Origin of the sequence: Clostridium sp. YIM B02506, assembly GCF_022324845.1 — a bacterium.
GTDB classification, from domain to species: domain Bacteria; phylum Bacillota; class Clostridia; order Clostridiales; family Clostridiaceae; genus Clostridium_T; species Clostridium_T intestinale.
In genome coordinates this window covers 40,837-60,421 of record NZ_JAKGTG010000004.1, presented here as the reverse complement: position 1 = coordinate 60,421, position 19,585 = coordinate 40,837, and the positions used below count along the sequence as shown (strand labels likewise).

The following is a 19,585-nucleotide window of genomic DNA, read 5'->3' as shown; positions in this document are numbered from 1 at the left end:
CTATTCAGCATCTGATAAAATGGAGAGTTCATCTAATAGATAATCTCCAGTTTCAGGGGCTAATACCTTAGATATAGCTTTAGCAAGGGCATGAATATCTGCATCTGTTGCATCAAGTCTTATATTAGAAAAAGACTTTTTCTTAAAAGTAGGAAGCCCATTTTTATCAACACCTGACTGTATTTCCACAATTAAAGACTTTGTCTTTAGGTCTCTTATTATAGACATAGCGCTATCGCTCCTTTCGTTTAATATTTTGCTACTCTATACAATATGTAATGAAAGTATAAAAGGTGACTATTATTGATGAAAAAAGTAGTATTTTATATTATTACTTATATGGAAAATATAGTAAATTTAATTATATTAAAATTATTATCTGAAGAATTGATATAAAGTAAATAAAGGAATCTAATGGAGAATTCCTACGGAATCTCCTACAGGGCAGAAGTTAAAAGGAATTTTATGAAGCTTGAGAAGAAGCTTCTACAGTGCATAGGTGCGTAAATGCGCAGGAGCATCGGAAAAGTGGAGCATTTGAAAAGTGAAACATAAGAACATTGGAAAAGCGGCAAGGCGGACTGCAGAAGCATAGGAAAATTTCAAAAGTGGAGCATAAGAGCAGTGCAAAAGTGGCACATTGGGATGCTGGAACATAGGAAAAGTGGAATGGTGAAAAATAGGAGCATTAAAAAAGAGGAACAGCGGAGCAGTGGTATGAATAGAATATTATTAAAAAAGAGTTTATAGGGGAAAAATGATGAAGAAAAATAAAAAACAATATAAAAATAATGCAAATGAAAATATAGAAGAGCTTACACCTAAAAAAGAAGAGTATCCTAAAGGATCTAAGTGGACAGATGGGGAAGTACCTGATGAAAAAGTAGTAAAGGAATTTCACTTAGATGAAAGTTTGATAAACATGGGGATTAATAATGTTCTTAATGAAGAGAATTTAAATATAAATAGTGATAATAGAATGAAAAGTAGGGTGGCTGTTTTAGAGGATGAGGAGTTTTTAATTAGAAAGACTTTTAGTGTCAGGGAATCAACTGCACAAATGTTAAATGAGCTTAAGTTCTTACATCCAAATGTAAATATAAGATTAAACGTAATAATAGATAGTGCTATAAGATATTATCATGAATATATAATAGAACAAGGTGGATTTTAATAAGAAAATAATAGAGAATTTATGGGGAGGAGAGGTGTTAATGAATAGTATAAGTAATAATGGTAAAGAGGCGAGAATAAGAAAAAACTTTGTTGTAAATGAATCTACTGCAAGAATGATTAGTGAACTTAGATTAATTCATCCAGATGTTAATGTGAAATCTAGTGATATAGTAGAAAAAGCTATAAGGTGCTATTACAAATATATAAAAGAAGAGAATGGTAATCAGAAAGAAGAGTTTTAAAAATATTTTTATAACGATTGCATTTCGAGAAAAAGCGTGCTACAATATATTTATCAAAGGATAGTAATCATATTTTATGAGCTAAACCTATTGAAAAATAATGTCATTGTATATTTATCAGAGGATAGTAATCATTTTTAAAAAAGTGAGCTAAACCTATTTATAAGATTTGTGAATTTTTTTGCATACTTATAAATAGGTTTTTTATTTGGAGGAAGGATTTATGAAGATTGAAAAGATTTTAAACAATAATTTCATTGTTGTTAGTAATGAAGGAAATGAATGTGTTGTTTCAGGAAAAGGTATAGCTTTTAAAAAGCATGTTGGAGATTCAATATCAATGGAAAATATAAATCGCATTTATAAATTATCTAATTCTAGTATCAATGATAACTTTCAACAATTAGTAATGAATCTTCCAATGGAATATGTTCAAATAGCTGATAAAATTATTGATTATGCAAAACTACAACTTGGTGATAAGTTAAATGAAAATATTATATTATCTTTAAGCGATCATATTCATGTTGCAATTAAGCGATTTTTAGATGGTTTAGATTTTAAAAATGCAATGTTATGGGATATAAAAAGGTTCTATGAAGAAGAATTCAAAATTGGATTAAAAGCTTTAGACTTTATAGAAGAACAGTTCAAGGTACGTCTTCCAGATGATGAGGCAGGATTTATAGCACTGCACATAGTTAATTCTGAAATGGATGAAAATATTCATAATATATATCAAATAACAAAAATTATGCAGGAAATTTCTAATATTGTTAAGTATCATTTTAGTGTTGAATTTAATACAAATTCTGTTTACCACTATAGATTTATAACGCATTTGAAGTTTTTTGCTCAACGTCTAATTAAAGGTGAAACTTATGATGATGGAAACGATAACAAGTTATTTCAAACAATTAAAAGTACTTATAAATCATCCTTTGAGTGTGTAGAAACAATTAGTGAATTTTTATTAAGAAAATACCAGTATGTTTTGTCAAATGAAGAAAAACTATATTTGACTATACATATAGAACGAGTTATATATAAAAATAAAGATTCAACTATAAAATAATATACTTTAAATATAGCAATGATATATTAAAGATATACGATGTAGGATAGTAACATTAAGTTGGCTAAACCTTCTATAAAAATGAATGAGATTATCTAAGTTCAATTTATTTATAAAATAGGAGGTAAAAAAATTGGGTAAATATGAACAACTAGCTAAAGAAATTGTGAAAAATGTTGGTGGAAAAGAAAATATTTTAGGATTAGTACATTGTGTTACACGTTTACGTTTTACATTAAAGGACGAATCTAAAGCGAAAGATGATGTATTGAAGAATATGGACGGTGTTGTTACAGTTATGAAATCTACTGGACAATATCAAGTAGTTATTGGAAATCATGTTCCAGAAGTATTTAAGGAAGTTTGCAAAGTTGCTAATATAGATGTTAATGCTGATAATAAAGAAAAGAAAAAGATGACTTTAAAAGAAAAATTCTTTGATATTCTTAGTGGCATTTTTGTTCCCCTAAGCAGTGTTTTAGTTGCATCTGGTATGATTAAAGGTATATTAGCAATACTATCAACTTCAGGAATATTGACAGCGGATAACGGATTATATATATTATTAAATGCTGTTGGAGATGCTATGTTCTTTTTCATCCCTATAATGGTTGGTTATACAACTGCAAAAAAATTGGGGTTAAGTATCTTTTTAGGGTTAACAATTGGTGCATTTCTTTGTTATCCAAAGATAAATGGCGCAGACTTAGTTATTTTTGGAATGGCTTTTAAAGCAACCTATACTTCAACTGTTTTACCAGCAATAGTGTTAGTTGCATTGGCTGCTCCACTAGAAAGATTCTTTAATAAAGTAGTTCCAACTGTGATTAAAAATTTCGTAACACCGATGTTAGTCTTATTAATCACACTTCCTCTTGGATATATGGTTATAGGGCCTGCAGCAAATTATCTTGCAACACTACTTTCAAGTACATTAATATCTATATATGGCATTAGTCCTATTGTCTCAGGTTTAGTAATCGGAAGTCTATATCAAGTTATGGTTATATTCGGAATTCATTCAATATTTATAGTTACCATTTACATGAATGTTCTAGGTGGTGTACCAGATCCAAGTTATGCTGCTTTAGGAGTTGCTAGTTTCGCACAAACTGGTGTTGTAATGGCAATTTGGTTAAAGACTAAAAATAAGAAATTAAAAGAAATTGCTTTACCAGCTTGGATTTCAGGGCTGTTTGGAGTAACTGAACCAGCTATTTATGGGGTTACTTTACCAAGAATTAAGCATTTTATTGTTTCTTGCGTAGCAGCTGGAATTGCAGGAGGGGTAGTTGGAGTCCTAGGATTAAAAATATATACAATTCCAGGAATGGGTATTTTCAAGATACCTGGATATATAAATCCAGAAGATTCAATAAACTCATTAATTTTGGCAATAGCTGTTTCGGTTTTAGCACTTGTATTAGGATTTATAGGTTCTATTGTATTATTTAAAGACGATGAACAAAACGATAAGGATAATACAAAAGAGGTAGACAGTAAACAAATAAAAAAAGAAACTCTATTATCACCTATGAAAGGTAATGTAATTCCTTTATCAGATATTGAAGATGATGCTTTTTCTCAAGGTTTATTAGGTAATGGAGTTGCTATTGAACCTACTGAAGGTAAAGTAGTTGCTCCTTGTAATGGAACAATAATGACTCTATTTCCAACAAAACACGCAATTGGAATAGTTTCTGATAATGGTTGCGAAGTATTAATTCATATAGGAGTAGATACAGTTAAACTTGAAGGAAAATACTTTGAATCTTATGTAAAACAAGGTGATAAAGTTAAAGCTGGAGATTTACTTGTTACATTTGAATTGGATAAAATTCACTCAGAAGGATATTCAACAAAGACTCCAGTTATTGTAACAAATTCAAAAGATTATTTAGATGTAGTATCAGTTACAGATAAAAAAGTTAATGCAAAAGATGAACTTTTATCATTATTAATTTAAGGAGCGTGTTTGTATGGGAAAGTTTCCAAAAAATTTTATGTGGGGTGGAGCGACGTCTTCTAAACAAGGGGAAGGTGCTTGGAATATTGATGGAAAAGGACCAACTCTTTTTGACCATGTAACGGCAGGAAGTCACACTAAGGCTAGAAAGTTTACAAGAAATATTGAGCAAAATGAATACTATCCTAATCATGATGGTGTAGATATGTATCATAGATATAAAGAAGATATTTCTTTATTAGCAGAAATGGGATTCAAAATTTATCGTATGTCCATTAGTTGGGCTAGAATTTTCCCAAATGGCGATGATAAAGAACCTAATAGAGCAGGAGTAGAATTTTATCGTAATGTATTTAAAGAATGTAGAAAATACAATATAGAACCTCTTGTAACTATTTATCATAATGATATACCACTTAATTTAGTAGAAAAATATGAAGGGTGGAGTAATCGTAAATTAGTTGATTTTTATGTTAATTACTGTGATGTCATTTTTAGTGAATATAAGGGTTTAGTAAAGTATTGGTTAACATTTAATGAAATTAATTTTATGACTCAGCCTGTTGGACTTTATTTTGCTGGTGCTGTAAAGGAAGAGTTTGAAATTAACTTTTCAACAATGAAATTTGATGATATTTCAAAAAATTATCAAGCGTTACATCACCAACTAATAGCAAGTGCAAAAGCTGTTTCGTTAGCACATAAAATAGATTCTAATAATAAAGTTGGATGTATGCTTGGTGGAATGGTATATTATCCAAGAACATGTTCACCTGATGATATTATTTATGCTCAGAAAAAGATGCAAATAGATAATTATTTATGTGGAGATGTACAGGTTTTTGGTCAATATCCATATTTCTCAAAGAGGTATTTTAAAGAGAATAACATAAAAATAGAAGTGGAACCTGAAGATGAAGAAACTTTAATTATGGGAAAAGTTGATTTCTATTCATTTTCATATTATGCAACTTATTGTGCAAGTGAAAATCCAGAATATCAGTTAACTGGAGGAAATATGAGTATGGGACTTAAAAATCCATACTTAGAAACAAGTGACTGGGGATGGACGATTGATGCTAAAGGGTTAAGATATTTCTTAAATGAAGTTTATGATCGATATCATATACCAATTATGGTTGTTGAAAATGGACTAGGTGCAGATGATAAAGTTGAAGAAGATGGAAGTATTCATGATGTATATAGAGTGGAATATTTAAGAAAACACATTGAACAAATGGGAGAAGCTATTGAAGATGGTGTGGATTTAATTGCATATACTATGTGGTCATGTATAGATGTTGTTAGTGCATCAACAGGTGAAATGAAGAAAAGATATGGTTTCATATATGTTGATAGAGATAGTGAAGGTAGTGGTTCTTTAGAACGTAAAAGAAAAGATTCATTTTATTGGTATAAGAAGGTTATTACTAGCAATGGTGAAGATTTAGAATAGTAGTCTGTTAAAAAGATGAAGAAGTTTGAATAAATATATCTGCTGGAACGATAGATAGATCAAGTCCAGCAGGTATTCTTCTACAAATATTAATTCATTATGGTTAAAGAAATCTTAAAAGACACTTAGTATATTAATTGCTAAGTGTCTTTTAAGATTTTGCAATATAAAGAAAACACCATATTCAAAAACGTGATTGTATATATGAAAAGTGTGATATTATACAGATGTATAAGTTAGAAAGATTAACATAGTATCATTAAAAACTCTTTAGTAACTTTAGGGTTTAGGAGGTAAATATGAGTTTAAAGATTGGAGAAGTATCAAAATTATTGGATTTACCAGTAGAAACTATTCGTTTTTACGAACAGCAAAATATTGTTAGGCCTTCAAGAATAAAAGATAGTAAATATCGTCATTACGAACCATGGGACATCTTTTACTTGGCAGAATGTATGAAATATAGAAGTATGGGTTTCTCTGTTAAGGAAATTTCACGCTTGATGTATGAGGAAAATCTTAATTTTTTAATAAAAAGGATTGAATCTAAGGAATTAAATTTAACACAAGAAATTCAATATAATACTATGAAGATAGAATATCTTGAAAACTATAGAAGGAAATTAGAAACTGTTGCGCTTAATCAAGGAAACTTTTGGTTCTGCAAGCAGCCAGAACGTAAATATATGGTCTGTACTGAGCGTAATGGAAGTCAATATCTTGATTTTGATTATAGAAACACTCTATATGCTGCTTGGATGAAAAAATACCCGTTTATAGATTCGGCTTTACATATTCCATTGGAACATTTATCAAATTTTCACACCATCGACCATGATTTTTGGTCATTTATAGTGGATGCTAGATATGTTCCTGCTCTTGGGCTGCCAATAGATGACTCTGTTAAGACTATTCCACCACAGTTATGCGTGAGCACCATTATTAATGCAGGGGAAAAGGATGAACTCTCTCTTAAGATGATTGAACCTGCTATAGAGTATGTTAATAAATCCGATTTTAGTATTAGTGGTGATATTGTGGGAAGTATATTGGTGCGTGTTCATGAAAATAGCAAGCTGTGTCGTTATATTGAAATTATGATTCCTGTAGAAAAACGTTTGATAAAGTAATTGACTCTGTAGTTACTTCAGGGTGTAAAATTAATTTGTTAAATAAATAACAGGAGGATTATGAAAAATGTCGAAAAAACTTTTTACACCTATGAAGATTAATAATTGTGAGATTCCAAACAGATTGGTTGTTACTGCAATGGTAACAAACTATTGTAATGAAGATGGTACAGCAACAGAAAGGTATATTAAATACCATGAAGAAAAAGCTAAGGGGGGCTGGGGCTTAATCATTGCTGAAGACTATGCAATCAATGAAAATGGCAAAGGATACACAAATATTCCTGGATTGTATAATGATGAACAAATTCCAGGACATAAAAAGTTAGTAGATACAGTTCATAAATATGACAGTAAAATTTTCTGCCAAGTGTATCACCCAGGACGTCAAAGTAATCATTTTGTTAATGGCGGTAAACAGCCAGTTGCACCATCACCGATTCCTTGTGCGTTTTTAAAAGAAATTCCTCATGAATTAAGTGTTGATGAAATTCATGAACTTGTATCTCAATTTGGAGATTGTGCTTTAAGAGCTAAGAAAGTTGGGTTTGACGGTGTTGAAGTTCATCTTGCACATGGATATTTACTAATGGAATTTTTATCACCACATCTAAACAAGAGAGTAGATGAGTATGGTGGATGCTTTAAAAACAGAACTCGTATCGTTAGAGAAGTTTATGAAGATGTAAGAAGCAAGGTTGGTGCTGATTTCCCAGTGACTTGTCGTATATCATCTAGAGACGGATATATGGGTGGAAGAGAGTTAATGGATACTTTAGAGTTGGCTCAATTTTTAGAAGATTTAGGATTTGATGCATTAAATGTGTCTTCCGGTATGTATGGAAGTCATAATAATTTAGATATTGATAGTTTGCAGCATGGATTTGTAGTACCATATGCTGAAAAAATTAAGGAAGTTGTAAATATTCCTGTTATAGTTGCAAATAGAATTACAGATGCTGAAGCAGCAGAAGTCATTATAAAGACTGGAAAAGCTGATTTTGTTGGTATGGGTAGAACTTCACTTGCGGATCCTCACTTACCTAATAAAGCAAAAAATGGAAAACAAGAAACTATACGTCACTGCATTAACTGCAACTTAGGATGTTATGGCGGTATTTTGGGAGAACTTGGACATGTTACATGTTTAGTAAACCCTTCTGTTGGTAGAGAATATGAATTTGACTATAACAAAGTTGAGAATCCTAAGAAAGTATATATTGCAGGTGGCGGACCAGGTGGTATGCAGGCAGCAATTACTGCAACTAAAAAGGGCCATGATGTTACATTATTTGAAGCTAAAGATTGTCTAGGTGGACAATTTTTATCAGCAGCATACCCACCAGGAAAAGGAGAGTTAACTACATTCACAAGCTGGTTAATTCAAGAAATGAAAACATTAAACGTTAAGATAAAATTAAATACACCACTTACTAAGGAAATAGTAGAGAAAGACAAGCCTGATACAGTTATTTTTGCTGCAGGTGGTAATCCTATAGTTCCTCCAATTAAAGGTTCAAATAAACCACATGTGGTAGTAGCTGAAGATGTATTACTTGGTAAAGTAGATACAGGAAATAAAGTTATCGTTATTGGTGGTGGAGAAGTTGGTGTTGAAACTGCTACTTTCATTGCAATGAAAGAAAATGGATCTGTATCTATAGTAGAAATGTTACCAAATATTCATGAAAGCTTGCGTTTAAAGAAATTATTAAATGAATATGATGTTGAAGTTAATGTAAATACAAAATTAGCTGAAATTGCAGACAATCATATTATTGTTGAACAAGGTCCATTCAAGAAAGCAATTGAAGCAGATACAGTAGTATTATCCTTAGGATATAGACCAAACAATACTTCATTAGAAGAAATAAAAGAAGTGTGTAATGATGTTAGAGTTATCGGTGGAGCAGTAAAGACTGGAAATGCTTTAGGAGCTACAAGAGATGCATTTGAAGTTGTAATGAGCTTGTAATCATACAAACTCTATCTTTATAAGTGAGCTGTTAAGATCAGTTAATTAGAAATTTGAAATAATACATATATTACAATTGCTTCAAATTCTACTGATCATCTATTTATTACCCCTTTGAGTACCTTAAATGTTAAAGAATTAGCATTTGGAGGTGCTCTTTTTATAGCAAAGCAATTTTGAGTATTAAAAGATAAAGAGGAAAATAATAATTTAAAGTTAATGTAGTTCTTATGAGATAAGAAATAGTAAAAACCAAAATCACTGTAATTACAACTGATAGAAGAGATCTTTCGTTAAGAAAGGATATGAAATGCAAGATGTAGCCATGTTCTAATGAGCAACTTGAAAAAATAGTTTGAACTTATTAAGTTAACGAAAAAGAATTTTCGAGAAATAGCTCATTAATTCCATAATAATTATAAAATGTTATAAAAATATAGTATAAATCCAAATTATAGTATAATATTAAATGATAAATTATATTTGATTTATCATTTAACTTAAGAATAGAGGTGTTTTATGGAAATAAAAATTGTAAAAGGAAGCATGAATTATATAGATGATTGTGAGAAGGCTTTGATAAATTCTGAACTTGGAAGAAGATATTTTTCAAAAGAAGGAAGTGCTCGAAAGGCATTAGAAGAAGGATTTTCTAAAGAAGAAATATACATAGCTATCGATGATAATAACAGTTGCAAGGGATTTATATGGTATATTTTGAATGGAATCTTTCACTCATTCCCCTTCCTACATATTCTTGCAGTAAGTGAAGAAAGTCGTGGACATGGAATAGGAAAAAAACTACTAAAGTTTTTTGAGGACATGTGCTTTGAAGACTATAAAAAAGTATTTTTATTAGTTGCGGACTTCACTCCAGAGGCTAAAGCATTATATGAGAGAATTGGATATATTGAAATTGCATCTATACAAAATCTATATAAAGAGGGTATCACTCAAGATTTAATGATGAAATTAAGAGATGAGAAAAATAGTAGTATAATATAATAGAATTTTTTTAATTTGTAGAAATTATTTTAGATGGTATATTGTTTATTTTAAAATTACCATAGGATAAAAGTTCCTCTGGTAATTTTAAAATAATTAGAGTTTTAGTTAATTATAGAATAAATGATTTATTTTCCAGCAACAAATCCACTATCAATTGGGATAATTGTACCATTAATAAATTCAGAATCATCTTCAAATAAAAATGATACAACCCTAGCAATTTCATGTGGTTGACCTAAACGACCTATTGGATTTGATAGGCACCATAATGCATATTCTTCTGGCTTATGTTCCTTAATTGGAAGAACAAGTTCTGTTTCAATTGTACCTGGAGCAATAGCATTTATAGTAATATTATCTTTAGCATAGTCCAAAGCAGCTGCTTTTGTTAAACCACATACAGCATGTTTGCAAGCTGTATAAAGAGCCATTCCTTTTGAAGCTACAAGACCTGAACCTGAGGCTGTATTTACTATACGTCCAAAACCATTTTCTTTCATCATATTAATTTCATGAATCATACATAACATATATGCTTTAATATTAATTCCTAAAAGTTTATCTATTTCATCTTCATTGACTTCGCCAAATGGCTTTGATAAAATACCAAATCCAGCATTATTCATTGCATAATCTAAACGACCATAAGTTTCTTTGATAAAATTAAAAGATTCAGCAATTTCTTTAGAGTCAAATAAATTACACTTTATATATATAGCATCACCACCTAATTCCTTACAATGTTCAATTACTGAGTTAGCCTTGTCATCTTGAATGTCTAATATGACAATTGTTAATCCTTTCTTTGCTAATTCAAAAACAATAGATTTTCCAATACCACTTAATCCACCTGTAACTAATGCGATTTTTCCTTTCATTTTCACGTAACCTCCTTTTACTTTATAGGAGAATGATAAACTTCGTTGTAACAACGAAGTCAAGAATAATTTTTAATTAAATTGAATAAGGAACAATGATATAATGATTTATGAGAAAGTAGTTATTAGTAATTAATGTGATATTTGAAATTAATTTTAGAATATAGGCGGTTTAAAAATATATTGATATATATAATTTCCTAGTTTTCTTATAGAGGTTGTTATAGATTTTTACATAGAACTAATCATGATGAAGATAAAAAATAATATAACTTTGAATTTAGAGTTAAGCAAGGAAGGATTAATATGAAATACACAGCAAAAAGTCTATGCGAGTTTTTAAATACTAACAGGGAAACATTAAGACATTATGAAAAGATGGGGTTAATACATCCTGAAATAGATATGAAAAATCACTATCGTTATTATAATGACTTGGATGTAGAAACAATTGCTGAATGTAGAAAATACCGTTCTCTAGATTTTTCTATTAAAGAAATTAAGAAAATAAAGAATGTTGATAAATTATCATCATATACGTCCATCATTGAAGAAAAGCAAAAATATTATGAGAAACAGTCCATTTATTATAAAAAACTGGCTATAAAGAATAAAGCTAATTTAGAAATGCTTCATTCAATTAATAATATTAAAAATCAATTTAAAATTGAAGAAATGGATGATATATATTTATCACTTGCTTTTGATAATATTAATGATTTCGATGAAAATAAAAACAAGTATGCTAATTTTGCAAGTATGCTATTGAATGATTTTGCATTTGCTGATTTTTCTATTTTAATCAATATGAAAGATTTTATTTTAAAGAAAAAGAATTATATAGGAGGAACATCATTTACTTATGATTGGGTTAAATTTTTAAATATTTCAGTAGATAATATGATGCATATTAAGAAGGAAAAAACAATAACTACTATTATTACTATTAATGAAGATTTAACATTTAACTATGAAGAGTTTAATGATATTTTAGAATACATAGAAAATAAAAATATAAAAATAAATGGTGATATTTTTATAACTCAAATAGCAAAAATTACTCATATAAATAGTAAAACTAGATACTTTAAGGTATGGGTACCTATATTAGAATAGTAATATAAAAGAATAGTAATATATATAAAGACTTAGTTTATATAATCTTATACTATGTCTTTTTTGTTGTAAATAAATACAATTTGATAAATTGAGGTAAATTAATGTATTATGATATTTAATAATATTTTATATAAAAATATAAAAAATACTAGATGTGTATAAAAAAGTACATACATATAGTGATAAAAATCATAATTTGATATACACAAACAATAAAAACAACATAAAAATGGGTATACACAGCTTTATTGTTTTCAAAAGTTCATTTTTATAAAACTTGTGTATTAAAAACAAGTGGAAAATGAGAAAATAGCTGGTTTGACTAAAACCTTGAAATGTTTAATATTATAGTTGTAAACGATAAAGCATGTACCTTAAATCAAGGGGGAAAAAGATGAAAACTTCTAAAGAAGTAATTTACGATTTGATGAAAGAACATTATTTGTCATTAAAAGAAGGTGAAGATAGCGGGTTAGAGACATCCTATATAGCTAACAAGATAGGAATGAATCGTTCCAATGTAAGTGCTATATTAAATCAATTAGTTAATGAAGAAAAGGTCACAAAAAAAGGAAGAAGACCAGTACTTTATTACATTACTTCACCAGACTCTTTTAATACTGAAAAATCTATTTTCAAAAATTTAATTGGTTTTGATGGAAGTTTGAAAAATGTAGTTCAACTTGCTAAGGCATCCATACTTTATCCAAACAATAGCTTGAATACATTAATCATAGGAGAGGCTGGTACAGGTAAAAGTTATTTAGCAGAACTTATGTATCAGTTTGCCAAGGAAAAGGAAGTATTAGACAAAGATGCACCCTTCATTAAAGTGAACTGCAGACACTATATTGAAGACATGCAGCAACTAGAACATGAACTTTACGGAAAATCAGATGATAAATTTATCAACTATTTTGATAAAGCGGCGTACGGAGTTTTATTTATTGATAATGTAGATATGATGGAAGGTAGAATTAGAAATCGTCTTAATCATTTCCTTGAAAACGGAGAATTTATCTATGATGACAATTCAGTTATTATGAAACAAAAAAATACATTGTTAATTTTGGCATGTAATAGTGAAGTAAATCCTCACATTTTGGAAGGTATTGCTTCTAAGATACCGATGAAAATTGAGTTGCCCTCTTTGAGCATGAGACCACTAGAAGAAAGATTTAACTTAATTAATCATTTTTTCACAATAGAATCCATTGAGTGTGACAAAAATTTAAAAATAAACTCCGAACTAATTACTTGCCTATTGTTATACGAGTGCACAGGAAATATAAAACAGTTAAGAAAAGATATTAAAATAGGTTGTGCTAATGCTTTTGTTAGGAATTACGGAAGTAGTGATAAGATAATAAGTTTATATTTAAGTGACTTTGAAAACTATGTTAGAAAAGGTTTTTTAAGCTATAAGAAATATCGTTTTGAAATAGAAGAAATTATTCCAAGTGACTACTCTTATATATTAAAAAAGGATTCTACAGAAATAGAAAAAAGTAGTGATAAGACAGAAAAAAACTCTATGTATGACTTTATCAACAATCAATTTAATGAATTAAAAGATAGAGGGATTGAAAAAGAAGATATAAATCTTATCATAAGTTCTCATCTGAAAAATGAGTTTGAAAAATATAATAGAAGTTTATCAAGTAAGGTAGTAAATACAGAGCAATTATCGAAGTTAGTTTCTCCTAAAATTATAAATCTTGTTTCAAGTTTTTTAGACAATTGTAAAAAGAAGTTTTCTGTAAACTATCCAACATCTATTTTATATGGATTATGTCTTCATATTAATTCTCTACAAAATAGAAATAAATCTGGTCAGCGTTTAAAAAATGAACAGATTATGGAGATTATTGAAAACTATCATGAAGAATATAGCAGTTGTTTAAAATTTGCAAGTGAGCTAGAAGAGAAACTTGATATGAAAATACCAATAGATGAGGTTGTATTATTTACTATGTTCATTATAGATGTTGGTGAAGATGAGATAAGTAAAAAACCTAATGTTTTATATATACTTCATGGAAATGGAACTGCTACTTCTATATGTAATGTTGTTAATACTTTAGTTGATGCTAAAAACACATATGGATATGATCTTTCTTTAGACAGAAATCCTTTGGAAGTTTATGAAGAATTAAAGTCATATATCCAAAAGATTGATAATGGAAAAGGCATAATTGTTATATACGATATGGGGTCTATAAAAACTCTATTAGAAACTATAATACAAGAGACTAACATAGAGATTAGAATGATTTGTATGCCAATAACCTTATTAGGACTAGATGCTTCAAGAAAATGTATGGTAGATGGTGATATTGATAATATATACCACGGTTTGATGAAAGAAGTTAATGAAATGTTTAGTAAAAAACAATGTGAGGAAGTAATCATCACTCTATGCAATACTGGTGAGGGTGGAGCCCTTCAATTGAAGGAATACATTGAAAAATATTCAAAACTAGATTTTGATGTAATTCCACTAGCAATTAGTAATAAGAAAGTTCTATTAAATGAAGTTAAAAAGATTAAAGAGCTTAAGAATATACATGCGTTTGTAGGTACTTATGATCCAAAATTATTTGGAATTCCATTTATATCTATAAGTGATGTTCTTAATGTTGATACTTCAAAGATAGATAAAATATTAGATTTTTCAATAGGAAATAGTTCTGAAATAGACTATCAACCAATTTATGAATATTTAGGTGAACAGTTAGAACATATATCAGTAAATAAAATAAAAAAAATAGTTCCTGAAGTGATAGAAGATATTAAGAGAATAGAAAAATTAAGTATTGACCAAGAATTAGGATTGTTCGTGCATATTGCTTGCTTAATTAACCGTCTTCTAGCAAATGAAAGGATAGCTGAAAATATTCATACTCATCGTTATGTTATGAAGTATGAGATGGAGTTTAAGGAGCTTCTTAAAATTTTTAAGAAGATTGAGAAGCGCTTTAAAGTGTTAATAAGTGATGATGAGATTGCACATGTACTTGCAATAATTAAGAAACTTTAAGGAGGAATAAAAATGGCAAAATTTGATACAGAAATGATAGCAATGAATATTATTGCAAACTCTGGAGAGGCTAGAAGTTTAGCATTTAGAGCTTTAGATGAAGCTAAAAAAGGCAATTATGATGAAGCAGAAATATTAATGAAATCTTCAAAAGACTCAGCATTAGAAGCACATAAAGTTCAAACAGAATTATTAGTTAGTGAAGCGGATGGAGAGAAGGCAGATATAAATGTTTTACTTATTCATTCACAAGATCACCTAATGACTAGTATTTTAGCACAAGAATTAATCAAAGAAATTATTATTTTACATGAAGAAAGTAGGAGGTAGTGATATGAAAATAATGTTAGTATGTGCCGCAGGAATATCTACCGGTATATTGATGAATAAAATGAAAAAATGGGCTGAGAAAAATGGAGAAGATTTAGAAGTTAAAGCTTATGGTGTTGGCGAGTATGACAATTACTATAAAGATTATGACTGTATTCTTGTTGGACCACAAATGTCTTATAAAACAAATGAAATTATGCAAATGGTAGGTAATATGCCAGTTGGTCAAATCAATCCTATGGATTATGCAATTGGAAACGTTGATAATATTATTAAGAGTGTCAAATTACTTATTCAGAAAGGAGAATAAAAATGGAAAAGTTAATGAGATTTGTTCAGAAAAAGCTAACGCCAGTTGCTAATTTTTTAGCAAGTGAAAGACATTTTTCTTCAATGCAAAATGGTATAATGGCAAGTTTATCAGTGATTTTAGTTTCAGCGGTATTTATGGTAATTGCTAATCCGCCAGTAACTGCTGATTTAATCAATAAAGGTGGATTTTGGTCATTATTTTCTGGATGGTATAATTTCGCACAAACATATAAAACAACAATACTGATTCCATTTAACATGACAATGGGGTTAATATCTCTTGTAACCACATTTGCTATTGCTTACAATTTAGCAAAGAGTTATAAAATGTCTGGTTTAAATGCAGGGATAGTTTCTATGAGCTTATTTTTAATGGTAGTAGCACCTTCAACTTACTACACTTTAGAAGGCGGGGCTAAAATATCAGCTCTTAGTACAACATATCTTGGTGCACAAGGAATGTTTACATCTATATTAGTTGCTATGATATCTGTTGAAATAACTCATTTTTGTATAAAACACAAGGTTACTATTAAACTGCCAGATTCAGTTCCACCATCTTTAGTAGAGACATTTGCTACAATTATTCCATTATTAATAAACATTATTGTTTTCTTTGGTAGTAATTTATTAATTAGCACAATTAATCCTGCACTATCTTTACCTTCGGCAATTGAAAAATTACTTGCAGCACCTGTATCAGCAGTTAATTCAGTTCCAGGAGCTTTATTAGTAAGTGCATTTATTCTTATATTATGGTGCTGTGGGGTTCATGGAATGATGGTAGTAATGCCAATTACAACTCCTATTACAATGGCTGCTTTTGCTGAGAATGCATCATTATTTGCAGCTGGTCAAGCACCTATATTTTTCCCAATATTTATAACACAAGCAATTACTTTGCTAGGTGGAACAGGAAATACATTAGGATTTATTATTCTATGTTTTAGAGCTAAATCTGAACAACTAAAAGCATTTGGTAAAGCTACTATTGTTCCAGGAATATTTAGAATTTCCGAACCTGTATTATTTGGAGCACCAGTTGTTTTTAATCCGATTTTAATGATTCCATTTGTTTTTGGAGGATTAATTGTAGGTGTTTTATATTGGATCGGCTGCACTTTAGGATTAATCACACCTTTCTATATTATGGTAAGCGGTACCTTCCCAATTTTCGTTAATAGTTTTATAAAGTGTCTTGACTTTAGAATAGTATTGTTTGAAATTATAATGATTCCTTTATTAATGTTGATTTGGTACCCATTCTTCAAAATTTATGATAATCAATTATTAGAAAAAGAACAGAAAAGTAAGCTTGAAGAACAGAATATTGGAGTGTGATTAAAGGATGGATAACATAAAAAACTACAAATTTCCTGATAACTTTTTGTGGGGAGGAGCAATTTCAGCAAATCAAGTTGAAGGCGCATATAATGAAGGGGGTAGAGGATTAGGGCATATTGATTTAATACCTCAAGGCAAAGAAAGATTTTCTATAATGATGGGTAATCTTGATAGTTTAGAGCCTAAAAAGAATTTATATTATCCTTCATGGAAAGGTATAGATTTTTATCATCATTATAAAGAAGATATAGCTCTACTAGGGGAGATGGGCTTTAAAACTTTTAGAATGTCTATTTCGTGGAGTAGAATATTTCCAGAAGGTGATGAAGAAACACCAAATGAAGAAGGTTTACTTTTTTATGAAAACATGTTTAGAGAATGTCATAAACATGGTATAGTGCCCTTGGTGACTATTACCCACTATGATATCCCAGTAGGATTAATAAAAAAATATGATGGCTGGGAGAATAGAAAAACAATTGAGTTTTTCAAGAAATATGCGACTACTTTATTTACTAGATATAAGAACTTAGTAACATATTGGTTAACTTTTAATGAAATCAATGCCATTGAAGCATTGCCATATAATTCGGCGGGTGTTATTTTAAAAAAAGATAAAAATAAAATTTCACAGATTTATAATGCTATTCATAATGAATTAGTTGCTAGTGCTTGGGTAACTAAGATAGCTCATGAAATAAATCCTAAAAACAAAGTTGGATGTATGCTTGCTGCAGGAGTAACTTATCCATATACTTGTTCACCAGAGGATGTTTGGCAGGCAATGTCAACTGATAGAAATAAGTATTTTTTTAGTGATGTGTTATCTAGAGGATATTATCCAAATTATAAGTTAAAGGAACTGGAAAAAAATGGATTCAATGTTCCCTTTAAAGAGGATGATAAGGAAATTTTATTAAATAATACTGTTGATTTCATTTCCTTCTCATACTACTCTTCGCATTTAATTTGTACGAATCCTAAAATAGTGAAAGAGAAAGCAGAAGTAGAAGGTAATCTATTTCCTACATTAAGAAATCCATATTTAAAGGAGAAGGAAAGCGCTTGGAAATGGCAAATCGATGCATTGGGTTTAAGAACAACTTTGAATCAATTTTATGATCGTTATCAAAAACCATTGTTTATTGCAGAAAATGGAGTAGGTGGTATAGATGCTCTAGAAGATGGAGAAGTTCATGATGAGTATCATATCCATTATTTAAGGGAACATATTAAATCAATAAAAGATGCTATAGCACTAGATGGTGTTGAAGTTTTAGGTTATACTCCATGGGGATGTATAGATTTAGTTTCAGCATCTACAGGACAGATGAAAAAACGATATGGATTTATTTATGTAGATTTAGATGATGAAGGAAAAGGAACAATGAAACGCTACAAAAAAGACAGTTTTTACTGGTATAAGGATGTAATTGCATCTAATGGAGAAAAACTGTAAAAACTAACTATAGTAGCAAATTATTAAAAATTATATTAAATATTAAAATCCAGTAGATACTAAATAGAAATTCTACTGGATTTTTTATTATGATAAATTAATATTTCTTTTAAAGTAAAGAATGATAATATATAATAGGTAAAAAAATAGATACGTTTTTTATACTAGGAGGGAAAATATTAGTATGGGTGAGTTACTAAATAGATTATTAATAATTTTGAATAACGGAAAAGAGAATTCAACATATTATCATGTGGCAAGTGTTCTATTGTCTAATTTTAGTTCATTAAGAAATATGACAATATCGGAAGTTGCAGACCTATGTTTTGTTTCAACATCTACGATTTCTAAGTTTGCTAGATATATAGGGTTTGATGACTTTCTGGAGATGAAATTAGCATCTTCTTATAAAAGTAATAAAGATACTAATGATTTAAATTATAAGGATAATATTTTAAGTTATTTGGATGAGCATACTGAAGAGGAGTATATAGACTTAATTATAGATGATTTAAGGTTAGCAAAGTCTAGTATTGATATGTCTAAGATAGATGAGTTAGTTGGGGATTTAATAAAATATGATAAAGTGGCAGCTTTTGGGCTTTTATATTCGGAATCAGCCGCTATGGATTTTCAGATGAAGCTTGCGTATAATGAAAAATACATCACTACACACATAAGTGATGTGCAGCAAACTGAGTTTATTAAAAATGCTGATAAAGATACTTTAATAATCATCTTTACTAACTCAGGAAATTATATAAAAAAGCATCAGTTAATAACAACTGGGGACATAGATAAAAATGTGTTTAGAAAAACTAAGGCAAAAATTGTTGCTATTACAGCTAATAAAGAGATGGAGGGGCATCCTTATGTTGATTTATGCATAACATTTAAGCATGCATCTAAGATACAGACCCATTCAATACTATTTCAATTAATTACTGACTATATTGTTTTTAGATATGCAAAGAGAATAAATAACAAGAAAAAAGTGTAGGTAAACTTTTTAGTATACCACACTTTTTTATTTTTGTGTTGGATTTTCTAGAAATCGAAAAAGTAAGTTGGATAA

Annotated in this window: 17 protein-coding genes; 15 read left to right on the top strand and 2 right to left on the bottom strand. The window is 29.3% G+C overall.

All coding sequences use genetic code 11. From position 1 onward, the window contains the following. On the bottom strand, nt 1–228 hold the full coding sequence (locus L1S49_RS05040; RefSeq protein WP_238902822.1) for a DUF1659 domain-containing protein: 228 nt from the start codon (nt 226–228) through the stop codon (nt 1–3). Between the two features lie 532 nt (nt 229–760). Here L1S49_RS05040 and L1S49_RS05035 point away from each other — a divergent pair. The 8 genes from L1S49_RS05035 to L1S49_RS05000 all read left to right on the top strand — a co-directional run bounded on the left by L1S49_RS05035 (nt 761) and on the right by L1S49_RS05000 (nt 10,025). Beyond that, entirely contained in the window at nt 761–1,174 is a 414-nt protein-coding gene (locus tag L1S49_RS05035; protein ID WP_238902821.1) for a hypothetical protein, read from the top strand. Nucleotides 1,175–1,214: 40 nt separating this feature from the next. Next, the gene (locus L1S49_RS05030; protein WP_238902820.1) at nt 1,215–1,418 is read left to right on the top strand and encodes a hypothetical protein; all 204 of its coding nucleotides are present in this window, start codon (nt 1,215–1,217) and stop codon (nt 1,416–1,418) included. A 223-nt stretch (nt 1,419–1,641) separates the two neighbouring features. Beyond that, complete coding sequence (locus L1S49_RS05025; RefSeq protein WP_238902819.1) at nt 1,642–2,493, top strand: PRD domain-containing protein; 852 nt, start codon at nt 1,642–1,644, stop codon at nt 2,491–2,493. 133 nt (nt 2,494–2,626) lie between these two features. After that, nucleotides 2,627–4,459 carry a beta-glucoside-specific PTS transporter subunit IIABC gene (locus tag L1S49_RS05020; protein WP_238902818.1) on the top strand — a complete coding sequence of 611 codons (1,833 nt, stop codon included), beginning with the start codon at nt 2,627–2,629 and terminating at the stop codon, nt 4,457–4,459. 13 nt (nt 4,460–4,472) lie between these two features. Further along, nucleotides 4,473–5,915 (top strand): family 1 glycosylhydrolase, encoded by a 1,443-nt coding sequence (locus tag L1S49_RS05015; RefSeq protein WP_238902817.1) that lies wholly within the window; start codon nt 4,473–4,475, stop codon nt 5,913–5,915. 299 nt (nt 5,916–6,214) lie between these two features. Continuing rightward, nucleotides 6,215–7,045: a MerR family transcriptional regulator gene (locus L1S49_RS05010; protein WP_238902816.1), complete on the top strand. Its 831-nt coding sequence runs from the start codon at nt 6,215–6,217 to the stop codon at nt 7,043–7,045. Between the two features lie 67 nt (nt 7,046–7,112). Continuing rightward, nucleotides 7,113–9,020 (top strand): NAD(P)/FAD-dependent oxidoreductase, encoded by a 1,908-nt coding sequence (locus L1S49_RS05005; protein ID WP_238902815.1) that lies wholly within the window; start codon nt 7,113–7,115, stop codon nt 9,018–9,020. 519 nt (nt 9,021–9,539) lie between these two features. Then, a complete protein-coding gene (locus L1S49_RS05000; RefSeq protein WP_238902814.1) occupies nt 9,540–10,025 on the top strand; it encodes an N-acetyltransferase in 486 nt (161 codons plus the stop codon). A 128-nt stretch (nt 10,026–10,153) separates the two neighbouring features. On the opposite strand, the gene L1S49_RS04995 is transcribed toward L1S49_RS05000, so the two are convergent. Next, nucleotides 10,154–10,906 (bottom strand): SDR family oxidoreductase, encoded by a 753-nt coding sequence (locus tag L1S49_RS04995; RefSeq protein ID WP_238902813.1) that lies wholly within the window; start codon nt 10,904–10,906, stop codon nt 10,154–10,156. Between the two features lie 306 nt (nt 10,907–11,212). Here L1S49_RS04995 and L1S49_RS04990 point away from each other — a divergent pair, with 306 nt between their 5' ends. The 7 genes from L1S49_RS04990 to L1S49_RS04960 all read left to right on the top strand — a co-directional run bounded on the left by L1S49_RS04990 (nt 11,213) and on the right by L1S49_RS04960 (nt 19,510). Continuing rightward, entirely contained in the window at nt 11,213–12,022 is an 810-nt protein-coding gene (locus L1S49_RS04990) for a MerR family transcriptional regulator (protein WP_238902812.1), read from the top strand. 397 nt (nt 12,023–12,419) lie between these two features. Beyond that, nucleotides 12,420–15,065 carry a PRD domain-containing protein gene (locus L1S49_RS04985; protein WP_238902811.1) on the top strand — a complete coding sequence of 882 codons (2,646 nt, stop codon included), beginning with the start codon at nt 12,420–12,422 and terminating at the stop codon, nt 15,063–15,065. Nucleotides 15,066–15,077: 12 nt separating this feature from the next. Then, nucleotides 15,078–15,395 carry a PTS lactose/cellobiose transporter subunit IIA gene (locus L1S49_RS04980; protein WP_238902810.1) on the top strand — a complete coding sequence of 106 codons (318 nt, stop codon included), beginning with the start codon at nt 15,078–15,080 and terminating at the stop codon, nt 15,393–15,395. Continuing rightward, nucleotides 15,376–15,705 carry a PTS sugar transporter subunit IIB gene (locus L1S49_RS04975; protein WP_238902809.1) on the top strand — a complete coding sequence of 110 codons (330 nt, stop codon included), beginning with the start codon at nt 15,376–15,378 and terminating at the stop codon, nt 15,703–15,705. The genes L1S49_RS04980 and L1S49_RS04975 overlap by 20 nt, the downstream gene beginning before the upstream one ends. Nucleotides 15,706–15,707: 2 nt before the next feature. Next, complete coding sequence (locus L1S49_RS04970; RefSeq protein WP_238902808.1) at nt 15,708–17,048, top strand: PTS transporter subunit EIIC; 1,341 nt, start codon at nt 15,708–15,710, stop codon at nt 17,046–17,048. 7 nt (nt 17,049–17,055) lie between these two features. Beyond that, nucleotides 17,056–18,510 (top strand): 6-phospho-beta-glucosidase, encoded by a 1,455-nt coding sequence (locus tag L1S49_RS04965; RefSeq protein WP_238902807.1) that lies wholly within the window; start codon nt 17,056–17,058, stop codon nt 18,508–18,510. 184 nt (nt 18,511–18,694) lie between these two features. Continuing rightward, entirely contained in the window at nt 18,695–19,510 is an 816-nt protein-coding gene (locus L1S49_RS04960; protein WP_238902806.1) for a MurR/RpiR family transcriptional regulator, read from the top strand. Nucleotides 19,511–19,585 lie beyond the last annotated feature (75 nt).

What these genes read in the sequence shown, in the direction of transcription:
- L1S49_RS05040 (WP_238902822.1), bottom strand. Translation starts at nt 228, where the DNA reads ATGTCTATAATAAGAGACCTAAAGACAAAGTCTTTAATTGTGGAAATA.
- L1S49_RS05035 (WP_238902821.1), top strand. Translation starts at nt 761, where the DNA reads ATGAAGAAAAATAAAAAACAATATAAAAATAATGCAAATGAAAATATA.
- L1S49_RS05030 (WP_238902820.1), top strand. Translation starts at nt 1,215, where the DNA reads ATGAATAGTATAAGTAATAATGGTAAAGAGGCGAGAATAAGAAAAAAC.
- L1S49_RS05025 (WP_238902819.1), top strand. Translation starts at nt 1,642, where the DNA reads ATGAAGATTGAAAAGATTTTAAACAATAATTTCATTGTTGTTAGTAAT.
- L1S49_RS05015 (WP_238902817.1), top strand. Translation starts at nt 4,473, where the DNA reads ATGGGAAAGTTTCCAAAAAATTTTATGTGGGGTGGAGCGACGTCTTCT.
- L1S49_RS05010 (WP_238902816.1), top strand. Translation starts at nt 6,215, where the DNA reads ATGAGTTTAAAGATTGGAGAAGTATCAAAATTATTGGATTTACCAGTA.
- L1S49_RS05005 (WP_238902815.1), top strand. Translation starts at nt 7,113, where the DNA reads ATGTCGAAAAAACTTTTTACACCTATGAAGATTAATAATTGTGAGATT.
- L1S49_RS05000 (WP_238902814.1), top strand. Translation starts at nt 9,540, where the DNA reads ATGGAAATAAAAATTGTAAAAGGAAGCATGAATTATATAGATGATTGT.
- L1S49_RS04995 (WP_238902813.1), bottom strand. Translation starts at nt 10,906, where the DNA reads ATGAAAGGAAAAATCGCATTAGTTACAGGTGGATTAAGTGGTATTGGA.
- L1S49_RS04990 (WP_238902812.1), top strand. Translation starts at nt 11,213, where the DNA reads ATGAAATACACAGCAAAAAGTCTATGCGAGTTTTTAAATACTAACAGG.
- L1S49_RS04985 (WP_238902811.1), top strand. Translation starts at nt 12,420, where the DNA reads ATGAAAACTTCTAAAGAAGTAATTTACGATTTGATGAAAGAACATTAT.
- L1S49_RS04980 (WP_238902810.1), top strand. Translation starts at nt 15,078, where the DNA reads ATGGCAAAATTTGATACAGAAATGATAGCAATGAATATTATTGCAAAC.
- L1S49_RS04975 (WP_238902809.1), top strand. Translation starts at nt 15,376, where the DNA reads ATGAAGAAAGTAGGAGGTAGTGATATGAAAATAATGTTAGTATGTGCC.
- L1S49_RS04970 (WP_238902808.1), top strand. Translation starts at nt 15,708, where the DNA reads ATGGAAAAGTTAATGAGATTTGTTCAGAAAAAGCTAACGCCAGTTGCT.
- L1S49_RS04965 (WP_238902807.1), top strand. Translation starts at nt 17,056, where the DNA reads ATGGATAACATAAAAAACTACAAATTTCCTGATAACTTTTTGTGGGGA.
- L1S49_RS04960 (WP_238902806.1), top strand. Translation starts at nt 18,695, where the DNA reads ATGGGTGAGTTACTAAATAGATTATTAATAATTTTGAATAACGGAAAA.